The following is a 19,732-nucleotide window of genomic DNA, read 5'->3' as shown; positions in this document are numbered from 1 at the left end:
ATTGCGCGCAAAGCCATCATCCCCCTTGTCCATGACTGACGTGATCGAAAAAGCCGGTCCCAAGGACCAGGACGTTGCTTATGGCGTTTCCGAAACGGGGGCTGAATCCGGTCCGTCGATGCTGGCGGATGCGCCTTCGAGCGTGTCGTTCAACAAGCTGCGCAAACGGCTGATCCGCAATGTCCGTCAGGCGATCGAGGATTTCGCCATGGTCGCGCCTGGCGAGGCCGAAACCGGCGCCCGGCCGCGCTGGCTAATTGCCCTGTCGGGCGGCAAGGATTCCTACGGACTGCTGGCGCTGTTGCTGGATCTGCAATGGCGCGGAATGCTGCCGGTCGATCTGATTGCCTGCAATCTGGATCAGGGACAGCCGAATTTTCCCAAACACATTCTGCCCGATTTCCTCACCAAGCACGGCGTTCGCCACCGGATCGAGTACCGCGACACCTACTCGGTGGTGACCGAAAAGGTGCCCGAGGGGGCAACCTATTGTGCCCTGTGCTCTCGTTTGCGCCGCGGGCATCTCTACCGGATCGCGCGCGAGGAGGGCTGCCAGGCGCTGGTGCTTGGCCATCACCGCGACGACATTCTGGAGACCTTCTTTCTCAATTTCTTCCATGGCGGACGATTGGCCGCGATGCCGCCGAAGCTCTTGAATGACGAGGGCGACGTGATGGTGCTAAGGCCGCTCGCCTATTGCGCGGAGGAAGATCTGGCGCGCTATGCCGAGGCACTGGCGTTCCCGATCATCCCGTGTGATCTGTGCGGATCGCAGGACGGGCTGCAACGCAACGCCATGAAGGCGATGATCTCCGAGATCGAGCGGCGAATGCCAGGCCGGAAAGACTCGATGATCCGGGCGCTGGCCAACACACGGCCGTCACACCTGCTTGATAGATCCCTGTTCGATTTCGCAAACCTTGTTCCCCTCACTGATAAGGCCCAATGATGACCACGCTTTCTTCCACCGATGTCGACTGGCTCGTCACACTTCTGGCCGGGGTGGCTGCGACAGAGATCATGCCGCGGTTTCGCAATCTAGGAACCGGCGACGTGCAGCAGAAAACCTCTGCTGCGGATCTGGTCACCGAGGCTGATGTGAGCGCGGAGCGGGCGATCACCGCGGCGCTGCTCAAACGCTTTCCAGATTGTGTGGTGATCGGCGAGGAGGCCGTGGCGGACAATCCGGCGCTGCTTGACGGCTGGAGCAAGACCGACAAGCTGGCTTTCGTGATCGATCCGATCGATGGCACCTTCAATTTTGCCTCCGGCGTCGCATCCTTCGGGGTGATGCTGGCGGTGGTGAAGAATGGCGAAACCATTGCCGGGATCATCCACGACCCGGTCGGCAAGGACTGGATTATGGCTCAAAAGGGCAGTGGGGCGGTGCTCAGGCGGTCCGATGGCCAGACCAGCGCGCTGACGGTGGCCGCTCCGCTTGGGGCGGTTGACCGGATGATCGGGTCTGCGTCCTGGCAATATATGGACGAACCCGCGCGCAGCAGGGTTGCGGGAAATCTGGGCAAATGCCTTGGCAGCGTGGCCTATCGCTGTGCCGCGCAGGAATACCGGCTGTTGGCCGGAGGGCACATTCATTTCGCGCTCTACCACAAGCTCATGCCCTGGGATCATCTGGCCGGAAGCCTGATCACCATGGAGGCCGGTGGCTATCTCCGCCGTCTTGACGGCAGCCTGTATCAGCCTGCGGACATGGATGGCGGTTTGCTGGCGGCCACGGATGCCGACAGCTGGCATCTGCTGCGCGAGGCGCTGCTGCAGGCCTGAGCAGTCCCCAGGTCTGACGCCTTGAAGCCGTTGCTCAATCTGAATGACGGCAGGCCGATCAGGCGTCGGGTGTTCCGACTCCGAACAGCCGGCCTTTTTCAGCGATGAGAACCATAGCCAGCGAAACGGCCGACACCATGGCGTAGCCTGCGGCGAGCGGAAACACGGTGCCGTCATAGGCCTGGCCGATGGCCGCTCCCACCAGCCCGCCGCCAACGGTCTGGGCAAAGCCCAGCGTCGAGGATGCGGTTCCTGCGATCGCGCCGAGCGGCTCCATGGCGATCGAGTTGAAATTGGCCCCGACAAAGCCGAACAGTGGCATCATCATCAGCGAGATCAGGAAAAACACCCAGAACGGCACAGGCCCCATGGCGGAAAGACCGGCAAGCAGCAGGGCAAAGCCAAAATAGGCGATCAAGGCCCCGTGCGATAGCCTGCGCTGGCCAAAGCGGCCGACCAGCCGGGAATTGACAAAAGACGAGCCCGCCATGACCACCGCGACGGCTGCGAACGCAATCGGGAAATAGGGGCCGAGGCCATAGATATCAACATAGATCGGCTGGGCGACATTGAGGAAGCCGAACAGGGAGCCGAAATAGAAGGCGGTGGCCAGCGTGTAGAACAGCGCCACACGATTGGTCAGGATGATGGTGAAGGCCTCAACGACGCTTTTGAGCGTCAGCGGGCGGCGGCGTTCGGTTTCCAGTGTTTCGGGCAGCCGCATCAAGGCCCAGGCGCCGACGGCCATCGACACGGCGGCCATGAACAGGAAGATCAGGTGCCAGTCCCCAAAGAGGATGATCACCTGTCCGATCATCGGTGCGAACACCGGAACGACCATGAACACCATCATCACCATCGACATGGTTGCGGCCATGCCGCGGCCGGAATGGGTGTCACGCACCACTGAAAGCGCGATGACCCGGGTCCCGGCAGCGCCGATGCCCTGCAGGAAGCGTGTGATCAACAGGAATTCGAAGCTTGTGGCGAGCGCGCCGGCAATCGAGCAGATGGCATAAAGAGCGATCCCGAAGAACAGCGGTGCCCGGCGGCCAAACCGGTCAGAAACCGGACCGAAGAAAAGCTGCGCGGCACCAAAGCCGATGACATAGGAGAGCAGCACGAACTGCACCTGATTGGCATCGGCCACTCCAAGGCCTGACTGGATGTTGGGGAAGGCGGGCAGCATGATGTCGATCGCCAGTGCATTGAGCGCCATCATGGAGGCGACGATGGCAATGAAATGCGGACGCCCAATGCCGCCGATCAACACTGGCTGTGCAGCCAAGGGCGCTGTTTTTCCGTGCATCGATTTTTTCCTATGCCAAGCGATCTGCCGGTGGCACCCGCTCATTGTGAAGCTGAACCGGCAACGAGCCTTTGTCCGGGCTCAAATGCACTGGACGGTGAAGTCCTGGGATCAGAAGGCAGGCCACTGTGGCCGCTACCAGAACCGGTTCTAGACCCGCCGCGCCGGTCGGGCAACCCGTACAATCTGGCCAATCAAGAGATGATCAGCCCGTTCTGGCAAGGCCGTTGGCGATGGCGCACGGCATAAAGGTCATACCGCTTGCTGTCTCAGCGGTTGTCGAAGACCAGCGGGTAATCACGCGGATCAGTCTCGATGCCATCGCAGTCTGTCTTTTCCCGGACTTCGAGCAGAGTGAATTCGAGGGTCTCCCCCTCGGCGTCCCGAAGCTGGAAGAGCTCGCGGATACCGCAATCGAAGCCGCCATCGTCCGAGGTTACAGTGGCTGTGGCCGGATCGACAACCGCGTTCAGAACTTCAGCATGATCGGCTTCACCGGAGCCGGGCTGACTTGGAAACAGCAACACTGAGGCATGATCGGGGTGATAGGTCCAGCTCAGCGCAAAGACGCTGGAGGCATTGCGCGCGTAGAGAACACATGGGATCTGCCACAGTGTGATGTCATCATTGACAGAATAGGCCGACGAGAAGCCCGGAGTGTTTTCGGGCTCGCAATCCGGGGCGTCGCTGGCAATGGCGCGCATGATCGGAGGAGGGATCCGGTCGAGGCTGTCGAAATCCACCGGTTGGCCCAGGGATAGGCCAGACGCCTGACCGGACGGGGCCTCGGCGGCATCGTCAACGGCGGCGCTGTCGTCAAAGCTGTCGAGGCAACCATTGAGCCCCTTGACCCGCACCGGGAAGGGGAATTTGTCATTGCGCAGGAAGGTCACGCGTCCATCATTGATTTCAATGCCACGACCCGAGCGGGTCTGATCGTAGATCTCGACCAGCAGGGTCAGCTTGCCGTCGCTGCTCTTGTAGAGCTGAAAGGGTTCGAGCATGCCGGTGTCGGCTGAACCGATATCGCGCTTGGAGACCTCCAGAACGTCTTCGCCGATCTTGACCCAGCCGGGAAGGGCCTCGCCATCAGGTATGGGGGCAAAAAACACATAGGCGTAGCTGTCTTCATCGGGATTGCGGTTGGCCTGCCAAAATCCCAGGCGGCAGCCTTCCCAGCCCTGAATGACGTTCTCGCCAAACAGCTTGAGGTCGATCTCGTTTGCATCATCTGCGCGCGCCTCGTGCGGAGACAGGCTTGTGATCAGGCCAAACACCAGGCTGGTAACGAATGCCAGTGCAAAGCCCGGCCGGGACGTTCCTGTACGCATGCTGTGTGCTTCCGTTTCATGTCGCGGTGTCGTCGCGTGACGCGCGGATCGGGTCGATCACACGCCAGCCAAAATTGAGGAGCGGCTGAGCAGCCTTGGCCAGTGTTAGAATATCCTCAAGCAGCCCGGTTCCGTCAAGCCGCTCCGGACCAAAGCGGCGGGACAGCGTGAGGTGTCTCAGACGCAGAAGGGCAATGAGATCGGGATCATCGACATGTTCGAACCCGCGTGGGGTGCGTTTGAGACTGTCATCCGTGTCGAAGCTGTATCCGAGCGACAGAAGCGGCTTCAACGCCGCATCAAATTCCGGCTTTCTTGCAAGGATCGCCTCGCGAAAAGCTCTCAGTTCGCCGGATTCCATGGCGTAGAATCCGACCGAGAGAAAACAGTCGTCCGGCGAGATGTGGAAATAGAGAAGACCCTGATCCTTCTTGGTGCCGGTGCGCGTGACAACGGCGCTCACATGGGTGTTGTAGGGGTGTTTTTCCTTGGTGAAACGGACGTCGCGGTTGATCCGGAAGGTCGAGGTCTTGCGCCCGCAGGTGAGCGGGATTCCGGCTTCGCTCAGGCGGGCCGCGAGATCGTCGATCAGGCGACCGCGGGGTTCGTTGAGATGCTCTTCGAACATCGCCTTGTTATCATGAAACCATTCGCGGTTCTGGTGAAAGCCCAGCGCTTTCAAGAACGGCAGGGCCTTCTCGCCAAACCCTTGATAGGCCGGCTCGCTCATTGGGCGGCGTCCAGCGCCTCGGTGTAGCCGGAAAGATCGCCGTTGATCACATAGCGCAGGATTGAAACCACCTGATCGGGAGTTTTGGCGACGGCGAGGGCAGCGGCATCGACTTCCTTGAGCGCATGGGCGTGCTCGTCCTGATGCAGGATGATCAGGGGCTTGCCGAGTGCTGCCGCATAGCCAGCGTCGAAGGCGGCGTTCCACTGCTTGTATTTCTCGCCGAAGCGGACAACCACGATGTCGGCCTTGCCGAGCAGCGTGCGGGTGCGGATCGCGTTGATCTGGGCGCCCTTGTGGTCATGCCAGAACTTGTTGGGCTCCGCGCCCAGAATGGCGACGCCGACATCATCGGAGGCTTCGTGATGGGTGACGGGAGCGGAAAACTGAACCGGCAGTCCGGCCTGCTTGGCGCCGGCTTCGATCTGCTCGCGCCAGTCGGTGTGGATTTCGCCTGAGAGATAGATGGTCCAGGTCATCGAGAGGCTCCCGTTACGTTTCGTCAATCTTGTATCGAACGAGACCGCAACCGGTCTGTTGTCCGAAATGAAAAGAGGCGGAAAACCGCCTCCTGTCTTGATCATTTGCCCTTAAGGGCTGCTTGGGCAACTGAGGCCTCAGGCCGCCTTGACCGGGACGCCGTTGTCGGTGAGGTGCTGCTGCAGCTCGGCCGACTGGAACATTTCGCGGATGATGTCGCAGCCGCCGACAAACTCGCCCTTCACATAGAGCTGTGGGATGGTCGGCCAGTTGGAGAATTCCTTGATGCCGTTCCTGAGTGCATCATCCGCGAGCACGTTGACGCCCTTGTAGGGCACGCCGAGATAGTCGAGAATCTGCACCACCTGGCCGGAAAATCCGCATTGCGGAAACTGCGGCGTGCCCTTCATGAACAGGACCACGTCGTTGGTTTTGACTTCATTGTCGATGAATTCATTGATGCCGGACATTGTCGGATCCTTTCAAAGCGTGTCGTCCCCGAAGCGTTCGTTCCGGGTTGTCTTATCTTTGAGATAATGCACAGCGCATGACAAGACAAGCTTGTGGCTTCTATAAGTGCAGCGATGGGTGTTGAGCGATATGGATTTGGTGTGGTTGCGATTGTGTTCGCCGCGGTTGTGGGCGGCGCGGCCGTGGTTTGGCAAGAAACTGGTGCGCCCGAGCCGTCCGTGCACCACGAAGTTTTGAGGGAGAGTGCCTCGATGACAAAGCCTGACTGGCCGGAGGGTTGCGTGGAGCAGGTGTTTGAAGGTGCGCGCGCCATTCTTTGCACGATCGATCCGCAAACCCATGACATGCGGCTCGTCTATCGCGATCGGATGGGCGACGTGCTTGGTTCGGTGTCTGCAGTGGTGGATCAACTGGCGGCAGGCGCGGGGACGGACCACAAGCTTGTGCTGGCGATGAATGCCGGGATGTATCATGCCGATATGAGCCCGGTGGGGCTCTATGTGGAGAATTCCGTTGAGATCGCGGCGCTCAACCGCGATGACGGTTTTGGCAATTTCTTCCTCAAGCCCAATGGCGTGTTTTTTGTCCTCAAAGACGGCAACGCCGGAGTGTTGGAGACGGACGCCTATGCGGAAGCGGATCTCAGCCCCGAATACGCCACGCAATCGGGCCCGATGCTGGTGATCGACGGCGTGATCCACCCGCGGTTTCTGCCCGATGGCACATCAAAATTCATCCGAAACGGCGTTGGTGTGCGTCCGGATGGAAAAGTGGTGTTCGCGATCACCCGGGACCGGGTCAGTCTTGGCTCGTTCGCCCGGCTGTTTCGGGATGTGGCCGGGTGCGAGAATGCGTTGTTCTTTGATGGCGCGGTGTCGAGCCTGGCGCTGGGCTCAAAAATGGAGATCGATTCGGAAGAACCAGCAGGGCCGGTCGCGGTCGTGGTGGCCAGGTCGAACGGCGGGGAGAACTGAGAGGATCGAAAGAGCGTGCGTCAGTTCCTCCTCTTGCGCGTGGTTGTCTTGCCCCGCCTCGTCGTTTTGCGGCGGCTTTTGGTTCGTGGCTTTGCCGGCTTCTTGCCGGTTAGCGCCTCAAGCAGAATCTTCGCGATCGTGGAGGCCGCCGGCTTGCGCCTGCGCCGCTTAGAGGTTGTCCGACGCGTTGAGGTGCGTTTCCTGCGGCGTTTGGTTGTCCGGCTGCGGGTGCGGGTTGTGGCGCCCTGCGCCATCCCTTCCATCAAGCCGTCAATGACATCCTCAAACAGCTCATCCAGCAACCCCGCCATTGCAGAGGTTTAGTCCGGCACGCTGGTCTGCAGCGCCAGCGCATGCAACACGCCGCCCATGTTGCCCTGGAGTGCGTTGTAAACCATCTGGTGCTGCTGCACCCGGCTCTTTCCGCGGAAGCTTTCGGACACCACTTCCGCGGCGTAGTGATCGCCATCGCCCGCGAGATCACGAATCGTGACTTTCGCATCGGGAATTCCGGCCTTGATCATGGTTTCGATGTCGCCTGCGTTCATCGGCATTCGAGCTGCTCCTGGTTTGGCTGTCCGGTGGCCATGGTGGCCCCTGACTTGTCTATTCTGCGGCCATTGCGGCCGCTGTGTCCATGAATGAAGGGAACCACGATTCATGGGTGGTGCGCAATGTGGAGACAGGAACTGACATCAACCCCTCGACGGTGAGACTGTCGCCCGTCACCTTGCCCAGGATGCGGAATGGAACACCTGCACCCTCGGCGCTGGCCGTGACGTAATTTGCCAGCTCATCGCTGACGCTGACAACGTAACGCGCCTGGTCCTCGCCGAAAAGCAGCGCATGGGACGGTCCCTGGCCGCTGGACAGATCGATTTCCATGCCGTGGCCCGAGGCAATTGCCATTTCCGCCAGCGCCAATGCCAGGCCGCCGGATGAGATGTCATGGCAGGCTGTGACCAGCGCGTTGCGGATTGCAGACCGGATGAAATCGCCGTTGCGGCGCTCGGCCATCAGATCGACGGGCGGTGGTGCGCCTTCGGCCCGGCCGAGACAATCGCGCATCCATGCGCTCTGGCCCAGATGCGTGCCGTCGCCACCGATCTGGATGATCACGTCGCCGGGAGCCGCATCACCTATTCTGGCCATCTGCGACCAATCGGGGATCAGTCCGACGCCGCCGATGGTGGGTGTCGGCAGGATCGCCTCGCCATTGGTTTCATTGTAAAGCGAGACATTGCCCGACACGATCGGGAAATCGAGCGCCCGGCAGGCTTCGCCAATGCCCTCGATCGCCTTGACCAGCTGGCCCATGATTTCGGGGCGTTCGGGATTGCCGAAATTGAGGTTGTCGGTGGATGCGAGCGGATCTGCACCGACAGCGGTCAGGTTGCGCCAGCACTCGGCGACCGCCTGCTTGCCGCCTTCAAAAGGATCTGCCTCGACATAGCGGGGCGTGACATCGGAGGAGAAGGCCAGCGCCTTTGTGGGGTGGCCATCGACGCGGACCACACCGGCGTCGCCACCCGGTATCTGCAGCGAGTTGCCCTGGATCAGCGTGTCATATTGTTCCCAGACCCAGCGGCGCGAGGCGTTGTTGGGTGCACCGACGAGATCGAGCAGCGACTGGCCATAGTCTTCCGGCTCATCGACTTCGGATATGTCGAGCGGTGACAGGCCGCCGACATCGCGCCACTCGCGGTCATATTCGGGGGCCTCGTCGCCCAGCTCCTTGATCGGCAGATTGGCGACCTCGTCGCCGTTGTGCAGGATGCGGAAGCGCAGATCGTCGGTGGTCTTGCCGACAATGGCGAAATCCAGACCCCATTTGACAAAAATCGCCTTGGCTTCGGCCTCTTTTTCGGGCTCCAGCACCATGAGCATCCGCTCCTGGCTCTCCGACAACATCATCTCGTAGGCGCTCATGTTTTCTTCGCGCACCGGCACCTGGTCGAGATTAAGCTCAATGCCGAGGTCGCCCTTGGCGCCCATTTCGACGGCCGAACAGGTGAGTCCGGCAGCGCCCATGTCCTGGATCGCAATGACCGCGCCGGTCTGCATCAGCTCAAGACAGGCTTCGAGCAGGCATTTTTCGGTGAAGGGGTCGCCGACCTGAACGGTGGGGCGCTTTTCCTCGATGGATTCGTCAAATTCGGCGGACGCCATGGTGGCGCCGCCAACGCCGTCGCGGCCGGTCTTGGCGCCGAGATAGACCACCGGCAGGCCGACGCCCTTGGCTTCCGACAGGAAGATCGCGTCAGTCTTGGCGATCCCTGCCGCGAAGGCATTGACCAGGCAATTGCCGTTGTAGCGTGCATCGAACTCGACTTCACCGCCCACGGTGGGCACGCCGAAGGAATTGCCGTAGCCGCCCACACCGGCGACCACGCCTGAGACCAGATGGCGGGTCTTGGGGTGATCGGGTTCCCCGAAACGAAGCGCGTTCATGGCGGCAACCGGGCGTGCGCCCATGGTGAAGACATCGCGCAGGATTCCGCCGACACCGGTGGCAGCCCCCTGGTAGGGTTCGATGTAGGAAGGGTGATTGTGGCTTTCCATCTTGAAGACCACGCAATCGCCGTCGCCAATGTCGACCACGCCGGCATTTTCGCCGGGGCCCTGAATGACATTGGGGCCATCGGTGGGCAGGGTGCGCAGCCATTTCTTTGAGGACTTGTAGGAACAGTGTTCGTTCCACATCGCGGAAAAAATACCGAGTTCGGTGAAACTGGGTTCACGGCCGATCAGATCGAGAATGCGCTGGTATTCGTCGGGCTTGAGGCCGTGAGCAGCGATCAGGTCTTCGGTGATGGCGACGGTGTTCGGGATTGTCATGGCGGAGTTCGGCCCTGTCTTTGTCGGGAATAGGCAGGCTATAGCGCAATGGGCACGCGGATGGCACCTTGAATCTTCCTGCCATGGCTATTCGGGGCGCAATTCTGTGGACGCGGCTGCCTGTATGGAGCTTGCGAAGCGTCAGCGGAGCAGGTGGCTGCATCAGCAGCCCGCGGCCCCTGCTGCCCAGCGTGAAATGTCATCATTGATCCGGTTGGCCAGCGGTGAGGATGCCAATGGACCATAAAACTGCGCGCCATCGGCAGATGCGATGATGACGGCCTGTGGCAAGGACTGTGGCTTGCCGCGTGGGATCACCAGCAGTCTCGGCGTGCTGGTGGTGTCGAGTTCGGGCACCAGACCGTAGTCCTTGAAATCGGAATCCTTGAGCCAGCAGGCGTGCGCTCTTGAATTGACCCGCTGCAAGGTCGCAACCGCCTGAGCGTGGGCGCTGGCGCCTGACGGGGCGACAGGCGCGGCACAGCCTGACAAAAGCATAGCAAGCGATGCAAACGCGAAGGCTGAGCCTTGAAAAGGTTTGTCTTGGATGAAACTCATGACGGGTCTCCGGCATCAATGTGCACTTTTGCACTGCATCCGCGGTTAACATGATTCCCGCCTTGTTGGCATTGCAGGGCATGGCTGTGGACTGATTGATTGCGATTGACCGCTCGGGTCACGGTGCTATTTGATCGCCTCATACCTTGGGGGACGATGGAAGGGGCGCAACGTGACCGTGGAACACTATCGGGTTTGTGTGGTCGGTGCCGGGCCGACGGGACTGACGGCATTGAAAAATGTGGCAGCGGCGGGGATCACCGATCTTGTGTGTCACGAGGCACAGGATGCGACCGGTGGCATCTGGGTTTACAGCGAGGACCCTGAGCGTCCGAGTGTCTACAAGACGGCGCACACCATCAGTTCCAAACGGCTGTCGCAGTTCCCGGATTTTCCGATGCCTGACGACTATCCGGATTATCCGTCGAATGCACAGATCCTCGCCTATATGCGCGCCTATGAAGCCCATTTCGGGCTCAGCGGATATATCCGCTTTAATTCCCGTGTTGAAAATGTCTGCCGCCAGCCCGACGGGCGTTGGCTTGTCGAGGTGGACCGGGACGGGGAGCGCCACACGCACACCGCCGATGAACTGATCTTATGCTCCGGGCACCACCGGGAACCGTCTGTTCCCGAATTGCCGGGTTCATTTGATGGCGAGCAGATCCATTCGGTGTTCTACAAGAATGCTGAGCCTTTCACGGGCAAGCGTGTTCTGGTGGTGGGGGGTGGAAATTCCGCATGTGATATTGCGGTGGCCATGTCGCGCGTTGCAGAGCGTGTGAGCCTGAGCATGCGCAGCCCACAGGTTATTGTCCCGAAGCTGGTTGGCGGCCGCCCTGTGGATGTGCAGTTCAGAAAGCTGCACAAGCCTGCGTTCCGCTGGGCACGCGACTGGGTGATCAAGCAGGGTTTGCGCGTGTTTGTCGGACCTTACTCCGGATACGGGCTTCAGCAGCCGGACTTTCCGGTTCTGAGCCGCCATCCGACGCTCAACACCGATATTCTGGAGTGTATTCGCCACGGCAAGGTGGCGGTTCACCGGGGGATCGAAAAGGCATCGGGGCAGACGGTTACCTTTGCTGGTGGCAGCAGCGGCGATTTTGACGTCATCATTTGGGCCACCGGTTTCCAGCTTGGGGTGCCGTTTTTGAAGACGGCCTCCCGGGACTGGAGCGATGTCACAAAGGTGCCGCTGTATTTGCGGATGCTGCCGGAGAATGAACCCAATCTCTATTTCATCGGGCTTGTTCAGCCGGTTGGCTGTATCTGGGTGGTTGCGGATCTGCAGGCACGGCTTGTGGCGGCGGAAATCAGCGGCGCATGGCAGCGTCCCGCCGACCTTGGTGACCGCATTGCCCGTGACAACCTGCGCGATGCCAAACGCTACAAGGCAAGTCGGCGCCATGCCATCCAGATCGATATCCATGAATATACGGCAGAGCTGAATTCGTTGCTAGCAGACGGCAAAGACTGGCGGGTGCTTTCAGCTACCTGAGCGCGCGCTTGATCGCGGTGGTGATTTCTTTTGTGATCGCGGCATTGTTGGTGATGGTCCAGTGGTCATCACCTTCACCGGCTATGTCGGAGCGTTTGCGCATGTCGATGTTGGTGATGCGCTTGGCGGGAACCGACTTTGCCGCGAGCTTGGCACCCAGTCCGTTGCCCGGAAAATAATAGTTCACATACTTGCGCACATTGGGGGAGACCGGGCCGGAGCGGGTCGGGTCTACGGTGATGACGAGATCGACCCTGATGTCTTTCTGACGCAATTGGCTGGCTACCGAGAGTGCTGCATTGCCGCCGAAGGAGTGACCGATCAGCACCAGCTTTTTTCTGCGCTTCTTGGATTGGCCGAATTCGCGGACAATCTTGGCCGTGATCGCAGAGGCGCTGAGATGGCTGTAGACCTCTGCATGGATCCGCGACTTCTCGAGATCCTTCGCCATCTTGTCAAAACCGGTGGAGAAAACGCCCATGAAACCGCGGATGAAATAGACTTGGGTGATAGGCTCGGCGGCGGCCTTTTTGGATGCGGCTTGAACCGGAGCCGCAAGCACCGTCATCGCCAGGACGGTGATGGCGGCAACCCATATGGCCAGGGCATGCGAGAGCGTCCGGGGACGTGCTCCCGGGGATCCGATTTCCGCTGACCGGAGGCCAAGGTTTGGTGTGTTCATGGCGGCGCTCATCTTCTTTGTCGTCATTGCAGCCTGCGCGACAGAAGTTTAAGCCGCAACGAGCCCCAACGCGCTCTCAAACAGGGCGCGCCCGTCATCGCCACCATGGGCAGATTCAATCAGGTTTTCCGGATGCGGCATCATGCCGAGCACGTTGCCTGCATTGTTGACGATGCCGGCGATGTCATTGACCGAGCCGTTGGGATTGGTGCCGTTGGCATAGCGGAACGCAACCTGGCCATTGGCCTCAAGGTCCCCAAGTGTGGCAGAATCGGCGAAATAGTTGCCGTCATGATGGGCGACAGGGCAGCGGATGATCTGGCCCTGGCTGTAGCCGCCGGTGAAAGCGGTTTTGGCATTGGTCACTTCCAGCATGACTTCGCGGCAGACGAATTTGAGCGAAGCGTTACGCATCAGCGCGCCCGGGAGCAGGCCGGCCTCGACCAGGATCTGGAAGCCGTTGCAAACGCCAATCACGCGCACGCCCTTCTCGGCCTTCTCGCGCACGGCCTTCATCACCGGCATGCGTGCGGCTATAGCGCCGCAGCGCAGGTAGTCGCCATAGGAAAAGCCGCCCGGGATGACGATCAGGTCGACGTCATCGTCGATGCCGGTTTCCGTCTGCCAGACGGTTTGCGGGGCCTGACCGCAGATATTGGTCAGCGCGGCGATCATGTCGCGGTCGCGGTTGAGGCCGGGGAGAAGGAGGACAGCGGCTTTCATGGCTCAGATCACCTCGACCGAAAAATCCTCGATCACGGTGTTGGCGAGGAGCTTTTCGCTCATCGCCTTGAGCTCGGCCTCGGCCTTGGCCCGATCATCGGTCTCAAGCTCAATGTCGAACACCTTGCCCTGACGGACAGAGCCGACGCCTTCAAACCCGAGGCCATCGAGCGCATGCCCGATTGCCTTGCCCTGCGGATCGAGAACGCCGTTCTTGAGCGTTACCGTGACGCGTGCCTTGATCATGATTTCCCGTTTCCCTGCGCTTACTTGACCAGAACCGGACCCGTGGGGCGGTTTGGCTCATTTTCGTTCATGATGCCGAGCCGGCGCGCCACTTCCTGATAGGCTTCGACCAGATTGCCGAGATCGCGGCGGAACACATCCTTGTCGAACTTCTCGCTGGTGTTGACGTCCCACAGCCGGCAGGAATCGGGCGAGATCTCGTCGGCAACGACGATGCGCATCATGTCGCCCTCGAACAGACGGCCACATTCGATCTTGAAATCGACCAGCTGGATGCCGACGCCGAGGAACAGACCGGTGAGAAAATCATTGACCCGGATGGCAAGCGCCATGATGTCGTCGATTTCCTGCGGGCTGGCCCAGCCGAAGGCGGTGACATGCTCTTCAGAGACCATCGGGTCGTCGAGTGCATCGGCCTTGTAGTAGAACTCGATGATCGAGCGCGGCAGCACGGTGCCTTCCTCGATGCCAAGCCGCTTGGACAGCGATCCGGCCGCCACATTGCGAACCACAACCTCGAGCGGGATGATCTCGACTTCCTTGATCAACTGCTCACGCATGTTGATGCGCTTGATGAAGTGTGTCGGGATGCCAATCCGGTTCAGATGCGAGAATATGAACTCGGAGATGCGGTTGTTGAGCACGCCCTTGCCATCGACCACATCATGTTTCTTCTTGTTGAAGGCGGTGGCATCATCCTTGAAGAACTGGATCAGGGTGCCGGGTTCGGGGCCTTCATAGAGGATCTTGGCCTTGCCTTCATAGATACGGCGGCGACGATTCATATGAAATCTCTGTCTTGGTGCGCCGGCTGACGCCGCGGCGCTTCGGCATGATGACGGGTTCGAGCCGTGCTTATCTGATTGGATGCGTTTTCACAACGTCGTTGTCGTGCTGTCCCCGAATTTGCGCCTTGCCGGATCAACATCACATTGCACTTTCGCCTCACTTTTGTTTTATGAGACAAACCCCCATATAGGGATAGGTAAATAACATTCGGAGCGAGCCCATGAGCAGCATGAACGACCGCGAAAACGCATTTGAGAACAAGTTTGCCCATGATGAGGAGCTCAAGTTCAAGGCGGAAGCCCGCCGCAACAAGCTTCTGGGTCTTTGGGCTGCAGAGATGCTTGGCAAGTCCGGCGATGATGCCGAGGCCTATGCCAAGACCGTTGTTCTTGCCGATTTCGAAGAAGCCGGCGACGAGGACGTGTTCCGCAAGGTTCGTGGCGATTTCGACGCCGGTGGTGTCGAGCAGTCCGATCACCAGCTTCGCCGCAAGATGGACGAATTGCTGGCTGTCGCCGTCGACCAAATCCAGAACAGCTGATTTCGCCTTTCTGGTTCGCGGCATTTCCGACATTGGCCTGCGGAGCCGGAGTTCCGTTGCCAGACCCCAACTGCCTGAACTGGCATGAGAAAGTCTGGTAGCAGCAGAACCTTGAATGAAACGACGACAGCCCGCGGACAACCGCGGGCTGTTTTGCAGGTGGAACGGGCTTTCTTGCCCATATCTTGAGGGCAAAGTCATGTTTCTTCGCGATAAACTCGATTTGGATGCGCCCCTGATCACCGCCTGGTCGACGTCACCATCGCCGGAGATTGCCGGCGCTCTTGCCGCATGTCCGTTTGATGCAGTGACCGTCGACATGCAGCACGGCAGCCATGACGAGAGTTCGGCCTTTGCCTCGATGCGGCTGATCCACGCGCGCGGCAAACCGGGGCTGTTGCGCATTCCCGTTGGCCGAAACGATCTTGCCAGCCGGGCTCTTGATATGGGGTTCGAGGCGGTGATCGCGCCGATGATCAACACGGTCGCGGATGCGCAGGATTTTGCCGATTCGATGAAGTATCCACCGGTTGGAAGCCGTTCCTGGGGCCCTATGCGGGCTCTGGAACTGCATTCTGACCAAACACCTGGGAGCTATTTCAAGTCCGCCAACCGGGAAACGCTGGCGATTGCCATGATCGAGACCCGCGAAGCCCATGCCGCGCTGGATACTATCCTGTCGGTTGAGGGAATCGACGGGGTGTTTGTTGGGCCTTCGGATCTGTCGATTTCCTGGTCAAATGGCGAAGGCGTTGATCCGGGACGGCCCGACATGCAGGACGCGCTCGCCGATATTGCGAAGCGGGCCCGCGAGGCGGGAAAATTTGCGGCGATTTTCGCGGTCGACCCGGCGTCCACGCCGCTTTATTCCAAGATGGGTTACCGTCTGACAGCGCTCAACACCGACCCCGGCGTTATCAACGCAGGCGCAGCACTGATGCTTGAGGCGGCGCGGGGCTGAGATCGAGCCTCCATAAAGCTGGGTCAAGCCTGCAGACGCGCCAGGAAATGGGCGAACACCATGGTGCCCTCGGGCCAGGGGCCATGGCCTGATTCGGCGTTGATGTGACCGGCTTCGCCCGCATCGATGAACATCGATCCCCAGGCATTGGCTATGTCGCCGGCATGTTCGAATGATCCGAACGGATCGTTGCGGCTGCCCACGACAATGGACGGAAATGGCAGCGGATCACGGGGGTAGGGGCCGAAGGTCATCAGATGCCTTGGACGGATCGCCGGATTTGCAACGTCGGGCGGCGCCACGAGAAAGGCGCCGGCGATCGGTTTGTCGCATTCAGAAAGAGCTTGAACGGCGGTGGCCACGCCCAGCGAATGGGCGATGACGACTATGGGCCGTTCCGCCGCATTGACGCATTCCGCGAAGCGGGCTGTCCAGTCTTCCCGCACGGGTTTTGACCATGCGTCCTGTTCAACACGTCTGGCGGTGGAGAGCTTTTGCTGCCACCGCGACTGCCAGTGTCCGGGACCGGAATTCTGGTAGCCCGGAACGATCAGGATATCTGCTTGTGCGACTTTCATGCCGCCGAGGTGATTGAGAGCGGCTCAAATGTCAACCGTCCGGCGGTTCTCAAGCGCGTTGAAATGCTGGATCAGAAGTCCGGGGACGCGCGTACGCTCAAATCGCTTGAGGGTGTGATGATGAAGGGCGCGCCGCCATTGTGCAGGCCGTCATGGGCAAACAACGAAAGCCCGGACACAATAAGTATGATCACGGCGGCGGCAATCCATAGCGCGGCCCCGGTTTCGCCGATGTCGGGTGGCTCGTAACCGCGGTCCTGGCGCTTGGCGCGCTCGCTTGCTGAGAATTCCGGTATGTCAGGCACATCAACCTCCATGGCTTTGGCCAGACCGCTTCTATGGCGGTGAACCGCGGCGGGATGGCGGCAGCATATTGGCAACTTGGAGGCAGAGCGATCACATCACGTGACAGTCTGTGCCGAAAGACGATGCAGACAGCGTGTGGGCTGCATATCCCACCATCTCGCTGCCTCAGGGGTCTGGCTGCATATAGCCCTTGAGGAGCGCATGAGCCCAGTCTGATCGACCGTTGCGCTCAGCTTCCTTGGCCGCAGCGGCCCAGTCATAGTCTATGATGCGCTGACTGACGCTCCATGTGCCTTCCAGATTGTCGAGCAATGCATAGCGGGCATGGGGGCTGCAGGTTGCCATCTGGTGCGGTGTTGGCGTTTCATCCTCATAGGCCTGCAATCCGACACTGCCGGGATTGAGGATCAGTTGACCCGAGACATGCAGGCGCACCAGGCGCGGCAGATGTGAGTGCCCGCAGCAGATGACGGGCGAGGTTTCGCCCTCAAGCCGTTCGACTATTCTGTGTTCGTGGGCGTGGCGCGCGCCGCCTTCCACCACATCCTCGGTCAGATAGGCATTGTCGTTTCGAGGTGTGCCGTGACACAGGAAGATTTCGTCGGAGAGGCGGATGGCCGGTTCGAGCGCGCCGAGCCAGGCCATACTCTGCGCTGAAAGGGCTGCTTCGGTGAAACTGTCGGTTCGATTGTGGAGAGGCACCGCTCCGGCAGCAACGACGCGGTCATGATTGCCGCGGACTGTCGGCCAGCCGAGATCGCGAAGCAGGGCAGCGGTTTCCTCGGGCCACAACGGGCCGGAGACGCAATCGCCGAGATTGACAACCGTATCGGGCGCTTGATGCTTGAGATCCTTGAGGACCGCCTCAAGCGCCCTGACGTTGCCATGGATATCGGCAATGACCGCTATCCGCATAGGATCAGCTCTCGCCAAACACCCGGGTGAAGATCGTGTCGACATGCTTGGTGTGGTAGCCCAGATCGAAGCGGTCGCGGATTTCCTCCTCGGAGAGGTATTTGCGAACATCCTTGTCGGCCAGGAGCTCGGTGAGGAAGTCGACGCCGGAATCGCCGGAGACCTGATAGCTGTTCCAGACCTTCATGGCGTTGCGCTGGACCAGCCGGTAGGCGTCTTCACGCGACGAGCCGGCCTGAGTCAGCGCCAGCAGGATGCGCTGGGAATGGACCAGGCCGCCGAGACGGTCCATGTTGCCGATCATGCGCTCGGGATAGACCAGCAGCTTGTCGATGACGCCGGTGAGGCGGGCGAGCGCGAAATCGAGCGTGACGGTCGCGTCCGGGCCGATCATGCGTTCGACCGAGGAGTGCGAGATGTCGCGCTCATGCCACAGCGCCACATTTTCCATGGCCGGGGTGACCGCCATGCGCACCAGCCGGGCGAGACCGGTGAGGTTTTCGGTCAGCACCGGGTTGCGCTTGTGCGGCATTGCCGACGAGCCCTTCTGGCCTTTGGAGAAATACTCCTCGGCTTCCAGCACCTCGGTGCGCTGAAGATGGCGGATTTCGGTGGCGACACGCTCGATCGAAGACGCGATAACGCCGAGCGTTGCAAAGAACATGGCATGGCGGTCGCGCGGAATCACCTGGGTCGAGACCGGCTCGGGTTCCAGCCCCATGGCCTTGGCGACATGTTCCTCGACGCGCGGATCGATGTTGGCGAAGGTGCCGACGGCGCCGGAAATCGCGCAGGTGGCGATTTCCGCCCGCGCGTTGACCAACCGGGCGCGGCAGCGGTCGAACTCCGCATAAGCCTCGGCCATCTTCAGCCCGAATGTGACCGGCTCGGCGTGAATGCCGTGCGAGCGGCCGATGGTGACCGTGTTCTTGTGCTCGAATGCGCGGCGTTTGATGGCGGCCAGAAGCGCATCCATGTCGGCGAGCAGGATGTCGGTCGCCTTGACGAGCTGGACATTGAAGCAGGTGTCGAGCACATCCGATGAAGTCATGCCCTGGTGCACGAAACGGGCATCATCACCGACGATTTCGGCGAGATGGGTCAGGAAGGCGATCACGTCGTGCTTGGTCTCGCGCTCGATTTCGTCGATCCGGTCGATGTCGAAGGTGGCCGCGCCGCCCTTGTCCCAGATGGTTTTGGCGGCCTCCCTGGGGATCACGCCGAGCTCGGCCAGCGCATCGCAGGCATGGGCCTCGATCTCGAACCAGATTCGGAACTTGGATTCGGGCGACCAGACGGCGACCATTTCCGGGCGGGAGTAACGGGGTATCATGGCAGGATCCGTGCATGCGTTGGTGTTGCCGCGTGTCTAGACCATTCCCGCCGGGAAGCAAACGCTCTGGCGCGTGGGATCAGTGCGGAATGGTTGTTTTCACCGGTTTTTGACGGCGATGGCCGCGCGCCAGCAACACTGCCGCTGCAAACAGCAATACCACGCCGAGTGGAAGATAGAGCCGCAATCCCACGACAGCGAACTGGTAGAGCGCCGAGGCCGAGGTGAAGGCCAGCTGAATGAGCCACAATTTGGTGAAGGGATCACCATGCCATTGCGCATAGAAATTGCGGTAGATGATGGCAAACAGCACGGCTGTGATGCCGATGGTAAAGACGATGAGGCAAAGCACGGCTGCGGCGAAGGCGGGTTCGCGGCCGCGCCCAAAGGCCAGGAAACGGAAGGCTGACAGGCTCAACGGCCAGGCGAGGGCTGCGCCGGCGAAGGTGAGAGCAGTCAGATTCCAGTAGTGAGATGTCAGCGCCGCATTCGACAGCCAGAGTGACGCCTGTGCCGATAGTGCCATGGCTGCACCCCAGCCAATGGCGCCAAGCAGGGTTTCACGCCAGCCGATCCTTGCGGCGTGCAAGCGGTCACGCAGGTTCGAATTGTCATTGGCAGGCCTGGGCTTGGGGCCTTTGTGCTTGCGGACCGGTGATTTCATGCGGGTCGCCGCACTGTGAT

The 19,732-nt window shown here is 60.5% G+C and carries 23 protein-coding genes; 6 read left to right on the top strand and 17 right to left on the bottom strand.

The genetic code is table 11. The features are described from left to right. Positions 1-31: 31 nt before the first annotated feature. Both ttcA and HPDFL43_RS12370 read left to right on the top strand, forming a co-directional pair. Positions 32-949 carry a tRNA 2-thiocytidine(32) synthetase TtcA gene (ttcA, locus tag HPDFL43_RS12375; protein WP_007197683.1) on the top strand — a complete coding sequence of 306 codons (918 nt, stop codon included), beginning with the start codon at positions 32-34 and terminating at the stop codon, positions 947-949. Further along, positions 946-1,785: an inositol monophosphatase family protein gene (locus HPDFL43_RS12370; protein ID WP_007197682.1), complete on the top strand. Its 840-nt coding sequence runs from the start codon at positions 946-948 to the stop codon at positions 1,783-1,785. Before ttcA ends, HPDFL43_RS12370 begins: the two co-directional genes overlap by 4 nt. A gap of 58 nt (positions 1,786-1,843) precedes the next feature. On the opposite strand, the gene HPDFL43_RS12365 is transcribed toward HPDFL43_RS12370, so the two are convergent. The 5 genes from HPDFL43_RS12365 to grxD all read right to left on the bottom strand — a co-directional run bounded on the left by HPDFL43_RS12365 (position 1,844) and on the right by grxD (position 6,105). Further along, a complete protein-coding gene (locus HPDFL43_RS12365; RefSeq protein WP_007197681.1) occupies positions 1,844-3,094 on the bottom strand; it encodes a multidrug effflux MFS transporter in 1,251 nt (416 codons plus the stop codon). 269 nt (positions 3,095-3,363) lie between these two features. After that, the gene (locus HPDFL43_RS12360) at positions 3,364-4,425 is read right to left on the bottom strand and encodes a hypothetical protein (RefSeq protein WP_040449217.1); all 1,062 of its coding nucleotides are present in this window, start codon (positions 4,423-4,425) and stop codon (positions 3,364-3,366) included. A gap of 16 nt (positions 4,426-4,441) precedes the next feature. Further along, positions 4,442-5,155: a TIGR02453 family protein gene (locus tag HPDFL43_RS12355; RefSeq protein ID WP_007197679.1), complete on the bottom strand. Its 714-nt coding sequence runs from the start codon at positions 5,153-5,155 to the stop codon at positions 4,442-4,444. Then, entirely contained in the window at positions 5,152-5,634 is a 483-nt protein-coding gene (locus HPDFL43_RS12350) for a YtoQ family protein (RefSeq protein WP_040450151.1), read from the bottom strand. Before HPDFL43_RS12350 ends, HPDFL43_RS12355 begins: the two co-directional genes overlap by 4 nt. A 138-nt stretch (positions 5,635-5,772) precedes the next feature. Next, positions 5,773-6,105, bottom strand: coding sequence for a Grx4 family monothiol glutaredoxin (gene grxD / locus HPDFL43_RS12345; protein WP_007197677.1), 333 nt, complete (start codon positions 6,103-6,105; stop codon positions 5,773-5,775). Positions 6,106-6,357: 252 nt separating this feature from the next. Here grxD and HPDFL43_RS12340 point away from each other — a divergent pair, with 252 nt between their 5' ends. Then, positions 6,358-7,080, top strand: coding sequence for a phosphodiester glycosidase family protein (locus tag HPDFL43_RS12340; protein WP_156970269.1), 723 nt, complete (start codon positions 6,358-6,360; stop codon positions 7,078-7,080). Between the two features lie 320 nt (positions 7,081-7,400). Here the strand turns inward: HPDFL43_RS12340 and HPDFL43_RS12330 are convergent, their stop codons facing one another. The 3 genes from HPDFL43_RS12330 to HPDFL43_RS12320 form a co-directional block, all read right to left on the bottom strand. After that, complete coding sequence (locus HPDFL43_RS12330) at positions 7,401-7,634, bottom strand: BolA/IbaG family iron-sulfur metabolism protein (RefSeq protein WP_007197674.1); 234 nt, start codon at positions 7,632-7,634, stop codon at positions 7,401-7,403. 52 nt (positions 7,635-7,686) lie between these two features. Further along, a complete protein-coding gene (purL, locus tag HPDFL43_RS12325; RefSeq protein ID WP_007197673.1) occupies positions 7,687-9,918 on the bottom strand; it encodes a phosphoribosylformylglycinamidine synthase subunit PurL in 2,232 nt (743 codons plus the stop codon). Positions 9,919-10,080: 162 nt separating this feature from the next. Continuing rightward, positions 10,081-10,476: a hypothetical protein gene (locus tag HPDFL43_RS12320; protein WP_040449216.1), complete on the bottom strand. Its 396-nt coding sequence runs from the start codon at positions 10,474-10,476 to the stop codon at positions 10,081-10,083. A 172-nt stretch (positions 10,477-10,648) separates the two neighbouring features. Between HPDFL43_RS12320 and HPDFL43_RS12315 the strand changes: the two genes are divergently transcribed. Further along, positions 10,649-11,974, top strand: coding sequence for a flavin-containing monooxygenase (locus HPDFL43_RS12315; RefSeq protein WP_007197671.1), 1,326 nt, complete (start codon positions 10,649-10,651; stop codon positions 11,972-11,974). Here HPDFL43_RS12315 and HPDFL43_RS12310 read toward each other — a convergent pair. From HPDFL43_RS12310 to purC, 4 genes are read right to left on the bottom strand one after another with little or no spacing between them, the layout of a single operon-like run. Then, the gene (locus tag HPDFL43_RS12310) at positions 11,967-12,656 is read right to left on the bottom strand and encodes an alpha/beta hydrolase family protein (RefSeq protein WP_156970268.1); all 690 of its coding nucleotides are present in this window, start codon (positions 12,654-12,656) and stop codon (positions 11,967-11,969) included. The two genes, HPDFL43_RS12315 and HPDFL43_RS12310, sit on opposite strands and share 8 nt — an antisense overlap. Before the next feature lie 48 nt (positions 12,657-12,704). Then, entirely contained in the window at positions 12,705-13,379 is a 675-nt protein-coding gene (purQ, locus tag HPDFL43_RS12305; protein WP_007197669.1) for a phosphoribosylformylglycinamidine synthase subunit PurQ, read from the bottom strand. 3 nt (positions 13,380-13,382) lie between these two features. Continuing rightward, positions 13,383-13,625, bottom strand: coding sequence for a phosphoribosylformylglycinamidine synthase subunit PurS (gene purS, locus HPDFL43_RS12300; RefSeq protein ID WP_007197668.1), 243 nt, complete (start codon positions 13,623-13,625; stop codon positions 13,383-13,385). 20 nt (positions 13,626-13,645) lie between these two features. Next, positions 13,646-14,410 (bottom strand): phosphoribosylaminoimidazolesuccinocarboxamide synthase, encoded by a 765-nt coding sequence (gene purC, locus HPDFL43_RS12295; RefSeq protein ID WP_007197667.1) that lies wholly within the window; start codon positions 14,408-14,410, stop codon positions 13,646-13,648. A 224-nt stretch (positions 14,411-14,634) separates the two neighbouring features. On the opposite strand from purC, the gene HPDFL43_RS12290 reads away from it, so the two are divergent. After that, a complete protein-coding gene (locus tag HPDFL43_RS12290) occupies positions 14,635-14,955 on the top strand; it encodes a DUF1476 domain-containing protein (RefSeq protein ID WP_040449215.1) in 321 nt (106 codons plus the stop codon). A gap of 199 nt (positions 14,956-15,154) precedes the next feature. Further along, positions 15,155-15,916 carry an HpcH/HpaI aldolase family protein gene (locus HPDFL43_RS12285; protein WP_007197665.1) on the top strand — a complete coding sequence of 254 codons (762 nt, stop codon included), beginning with the start codon at positions 15,155-15,157 and terminating at the stop codon, positions 15,914-15,916. Between the two features lie 23 nt (positions 15,917-15,939). On the opposite strand, the gene HPDFL43_RS12280 is transcribed toward HPDFL43_RS12285, so the two are convergent. The 5 genes from HPDFL43_RS12280 to HPDFL43_RS12260 all read right to left on the bottom strand — a co-directional run bounded on the left by HPDFL43_RS12280 (position 15,940) and on the right by HPDFL43_RS12260 (position 19,712). After that, positions 15,940-16,494 (bottom strand): RBBP9/YdeN family alpha/beta hydrolase, encoded by a 555-nt coding sequence (locus HPDFL43_RS12280; RefSeq protein ID WP_007197664.1) that lies wholly within the window; start codon positions 16,492-16,494, stop codon positions 15,940-15,942. 71 nt (positions 16,495-16,565) lie between these two features. After that, positions 16,566-16,799, bottom strand: a complete 234-nt coding sequence (locus tag HPDFL43_RS12275) for a hypothetical protein (protein WP_156970267.1) — start codon at positions 16,797-16,799, stop codon at positions 16,566-16,568. Positions 16,800-16,965: 166 nt separating this feature from the next. Beyond that, positions 16,966-17,715 carry a metallophosphoesterase family protein gene (locus HPDFL43_RS12270; protein WP_007197662.1) on the bottom strand — a complete coding sequence of 250 codons (750 nt, stop codon included), beginning with the start codon at positions 17,713-17,715 and terminating at the stop codon, positions 16,966-16,968. A gap of 4 nt (positions 17,716-17,719) precedes the next feature. Then, positions 17,720-19,048 (bottom strand): adenylosuccinate lyase, encoded by a 1,329-nt coding sequence (gene purB, locus HPDFL43_RS12265; protein WP_007197661.1) that lies wholly within the window; start codon positions 19,046-19,048, stop codon positions 17,720-17,722. Between the two features lie 79 nt (positions 19,049-19,127). Then, positions 19,128-19,712, bottom strand: a complete 585-nt coding sequence (locus HPDFL43_RS12260) for a hypothetical protein (protein ID WP_007197660.1) — start codon at positions 19,710-19,712, stop codon at positions 19,128-19,130. Between the last annotated feature and the right edge of the window lie 20 nt (positions 19,713-19,732).

The sequence above is a fragment of the Hoeflea phototrophica DFL-43 genome, from assembly GCF_000154705.2.
Classification (GTDB): Bacteria; Pseudomonadota; Alphaproteobacteria; order Rhizobiales; family Rhizobiaceae; genus Hoeflea; species Hoeflea phototrophica.
The sequence above is the reverse complement of the archived record's forward strand: the minus strand, read 5'-3'. Positions and strand labels throughout refer to the sequence as shown.

Excerpts from the sequence above, each read along its gene's own strand:
- ttcA (WP_007197683.1), top strand. The coding sequence starts at position 32 with ATGACTGACGTGATCGAAAAAGCCGGTCCCAAGGACCAGGACGTTGCT.
- HPDFL43_RS12370 (WP_007197682.1), top strand. The coding sequence starts at position 946 with ATGATGACCACGCTTTCTTCCACCGATGTCGACTGGCTCGTCACACTT.
- HPDFL43_RS12365 (WP_007197681.1), bottom strand. The coding sequence starts at position 3,094 with ATGCACGGAAAAACAGCGCCCTTGGCTGCACAGCCAGTGTTGATCGGC.
- HPDFL43_RS12360 (WP_040449217.1), bottom strand. The coding sequence starts at position 4,425 with ATGCGTACAGGAACGTCCCGGCCGGGCTTTGCACTGGCATTCGTTACC.
- HPDFL43_RS12355 (WP_007197679.1), bottom strand. The coding sequence starts at position 5,155 with ATGAGCGAGCCGGCCTATCAAGGGTTTGGCGAGAAGGCCCTGCCGTTC.
- HPDFL43_RS12350 (WP_040450151.1), bottom strand. The coding sequence starts at position 5,634 with ATGACCTGGACCATCTATCTCTCAGGCGAAATCCACACCGACTGGCGC.
- grxD (WP_007197677.1), bottom strand. The coding sequence starts at position 6,105 with ATGTCCGGCATCAATGAATTCATCGACAATGAAGTCAAAACCAACGAC.
- HPDFL43_RS12340 (WP_156970269.1), top strand. The coding sequence starts at position 6,358 with ATGACAAAGCCTGACTGGCCGGAGGGTTGCGTGGAGCAGGTGTTTGAA.
- HPDFL43_RS12330 (WP_007197674.1), bottom strand. The coding sequence starts at position 7,634 with ATGCCGATGAACGCAGGCGACATCGAAACCATGATCAAGGCCGGAATT.
- purL (WP_007197673.1), bottom strand. The coding sequence starts at position 9,918 with ATGACAATCCCGAACACCGTCGCCATCACCGAAGACCTGATCGCTGCT.
- HPDFL43_RS12320 (WP_040449216.1), bottom strand. The coding sequence starts at position 10,476 with ATGAGTTTCATCCAAGACAAACCTTTTCAAGGCTCAGCCTTCGCGTTT.
- HPDFL43_RS12310 (WP_156970268.1), bottom strand. The coding sequence starts at position 12,656 with ATGAACACACCAAACCTTGGCCTCCGGTCAGCGGAAATCGGATCCCCG.
- purQ (WP_007197669.1), bottom strand. The coding sequence starts at position 13,379 with ATGAAAGCCGCTGTCCTCCTTCTCCCCGGCCTCAACCGCGACCGCGAC.
- purS (WP_007197668.1), bottom strand. The coding sequence starts at position 13,625 with ATGATCAAGGCACGCGTCACGGTAACGCTCAAGAACGGCGTTCTCGAT.
- purC (WP_007197667.1), bottom strand. The coding sequence starts at position 14,410 with ATGAATCGTCGCCGCCGTATCTATGAAGGCAAGGCCAAGATCCTCTAT.
- HPDFL43_RS12290 (WP_040449215.1), top strand. The coding sequence starts at position 14,635 with ATGAGCAGCATGAACGACCGCGAAAACGCATTTGAGAACAAGTTTGCC.
- HPDFL43_RS12285 (WP_007197665.1), top strand. The coding sequence starts at position 15,155 with ATGTTTCTTCGCGATAAACTCGATTTGGATGCGCCCCTGATCACCGCC.
- HPDFL43_RS12280 (WP_007197664.1), bottom strand. The coding sequence starts at position 16,494 with ATGAAAGTCGCACAAGCAGATATCCTGATCGTTCCGGGCTACCAGAAT.
- HPDFL43_RS12270 (WP_007197662.1), bottom strand. The coding sequence starts at position 17,715 with ATGCGGATAGCGGTCATTGCCGATATCCATGGCAACGTCAGGGCGCTT.
- purB (WP_007197661.1), bottom strand. The coding sequence starts at position 19,048 with ATGATACCCCGTTACTCCCGCCCGGAAATGGTCGCCGTCTGGTCGCCC.
- HPDFL43_RS12260 (WP_007197660.1), bottom strand. The coding sequence starts at position 19,712 with ATGAAATCACCGGTCCGCAAGCACAAAGGCCCCAAGCCCAGGCCTGCC.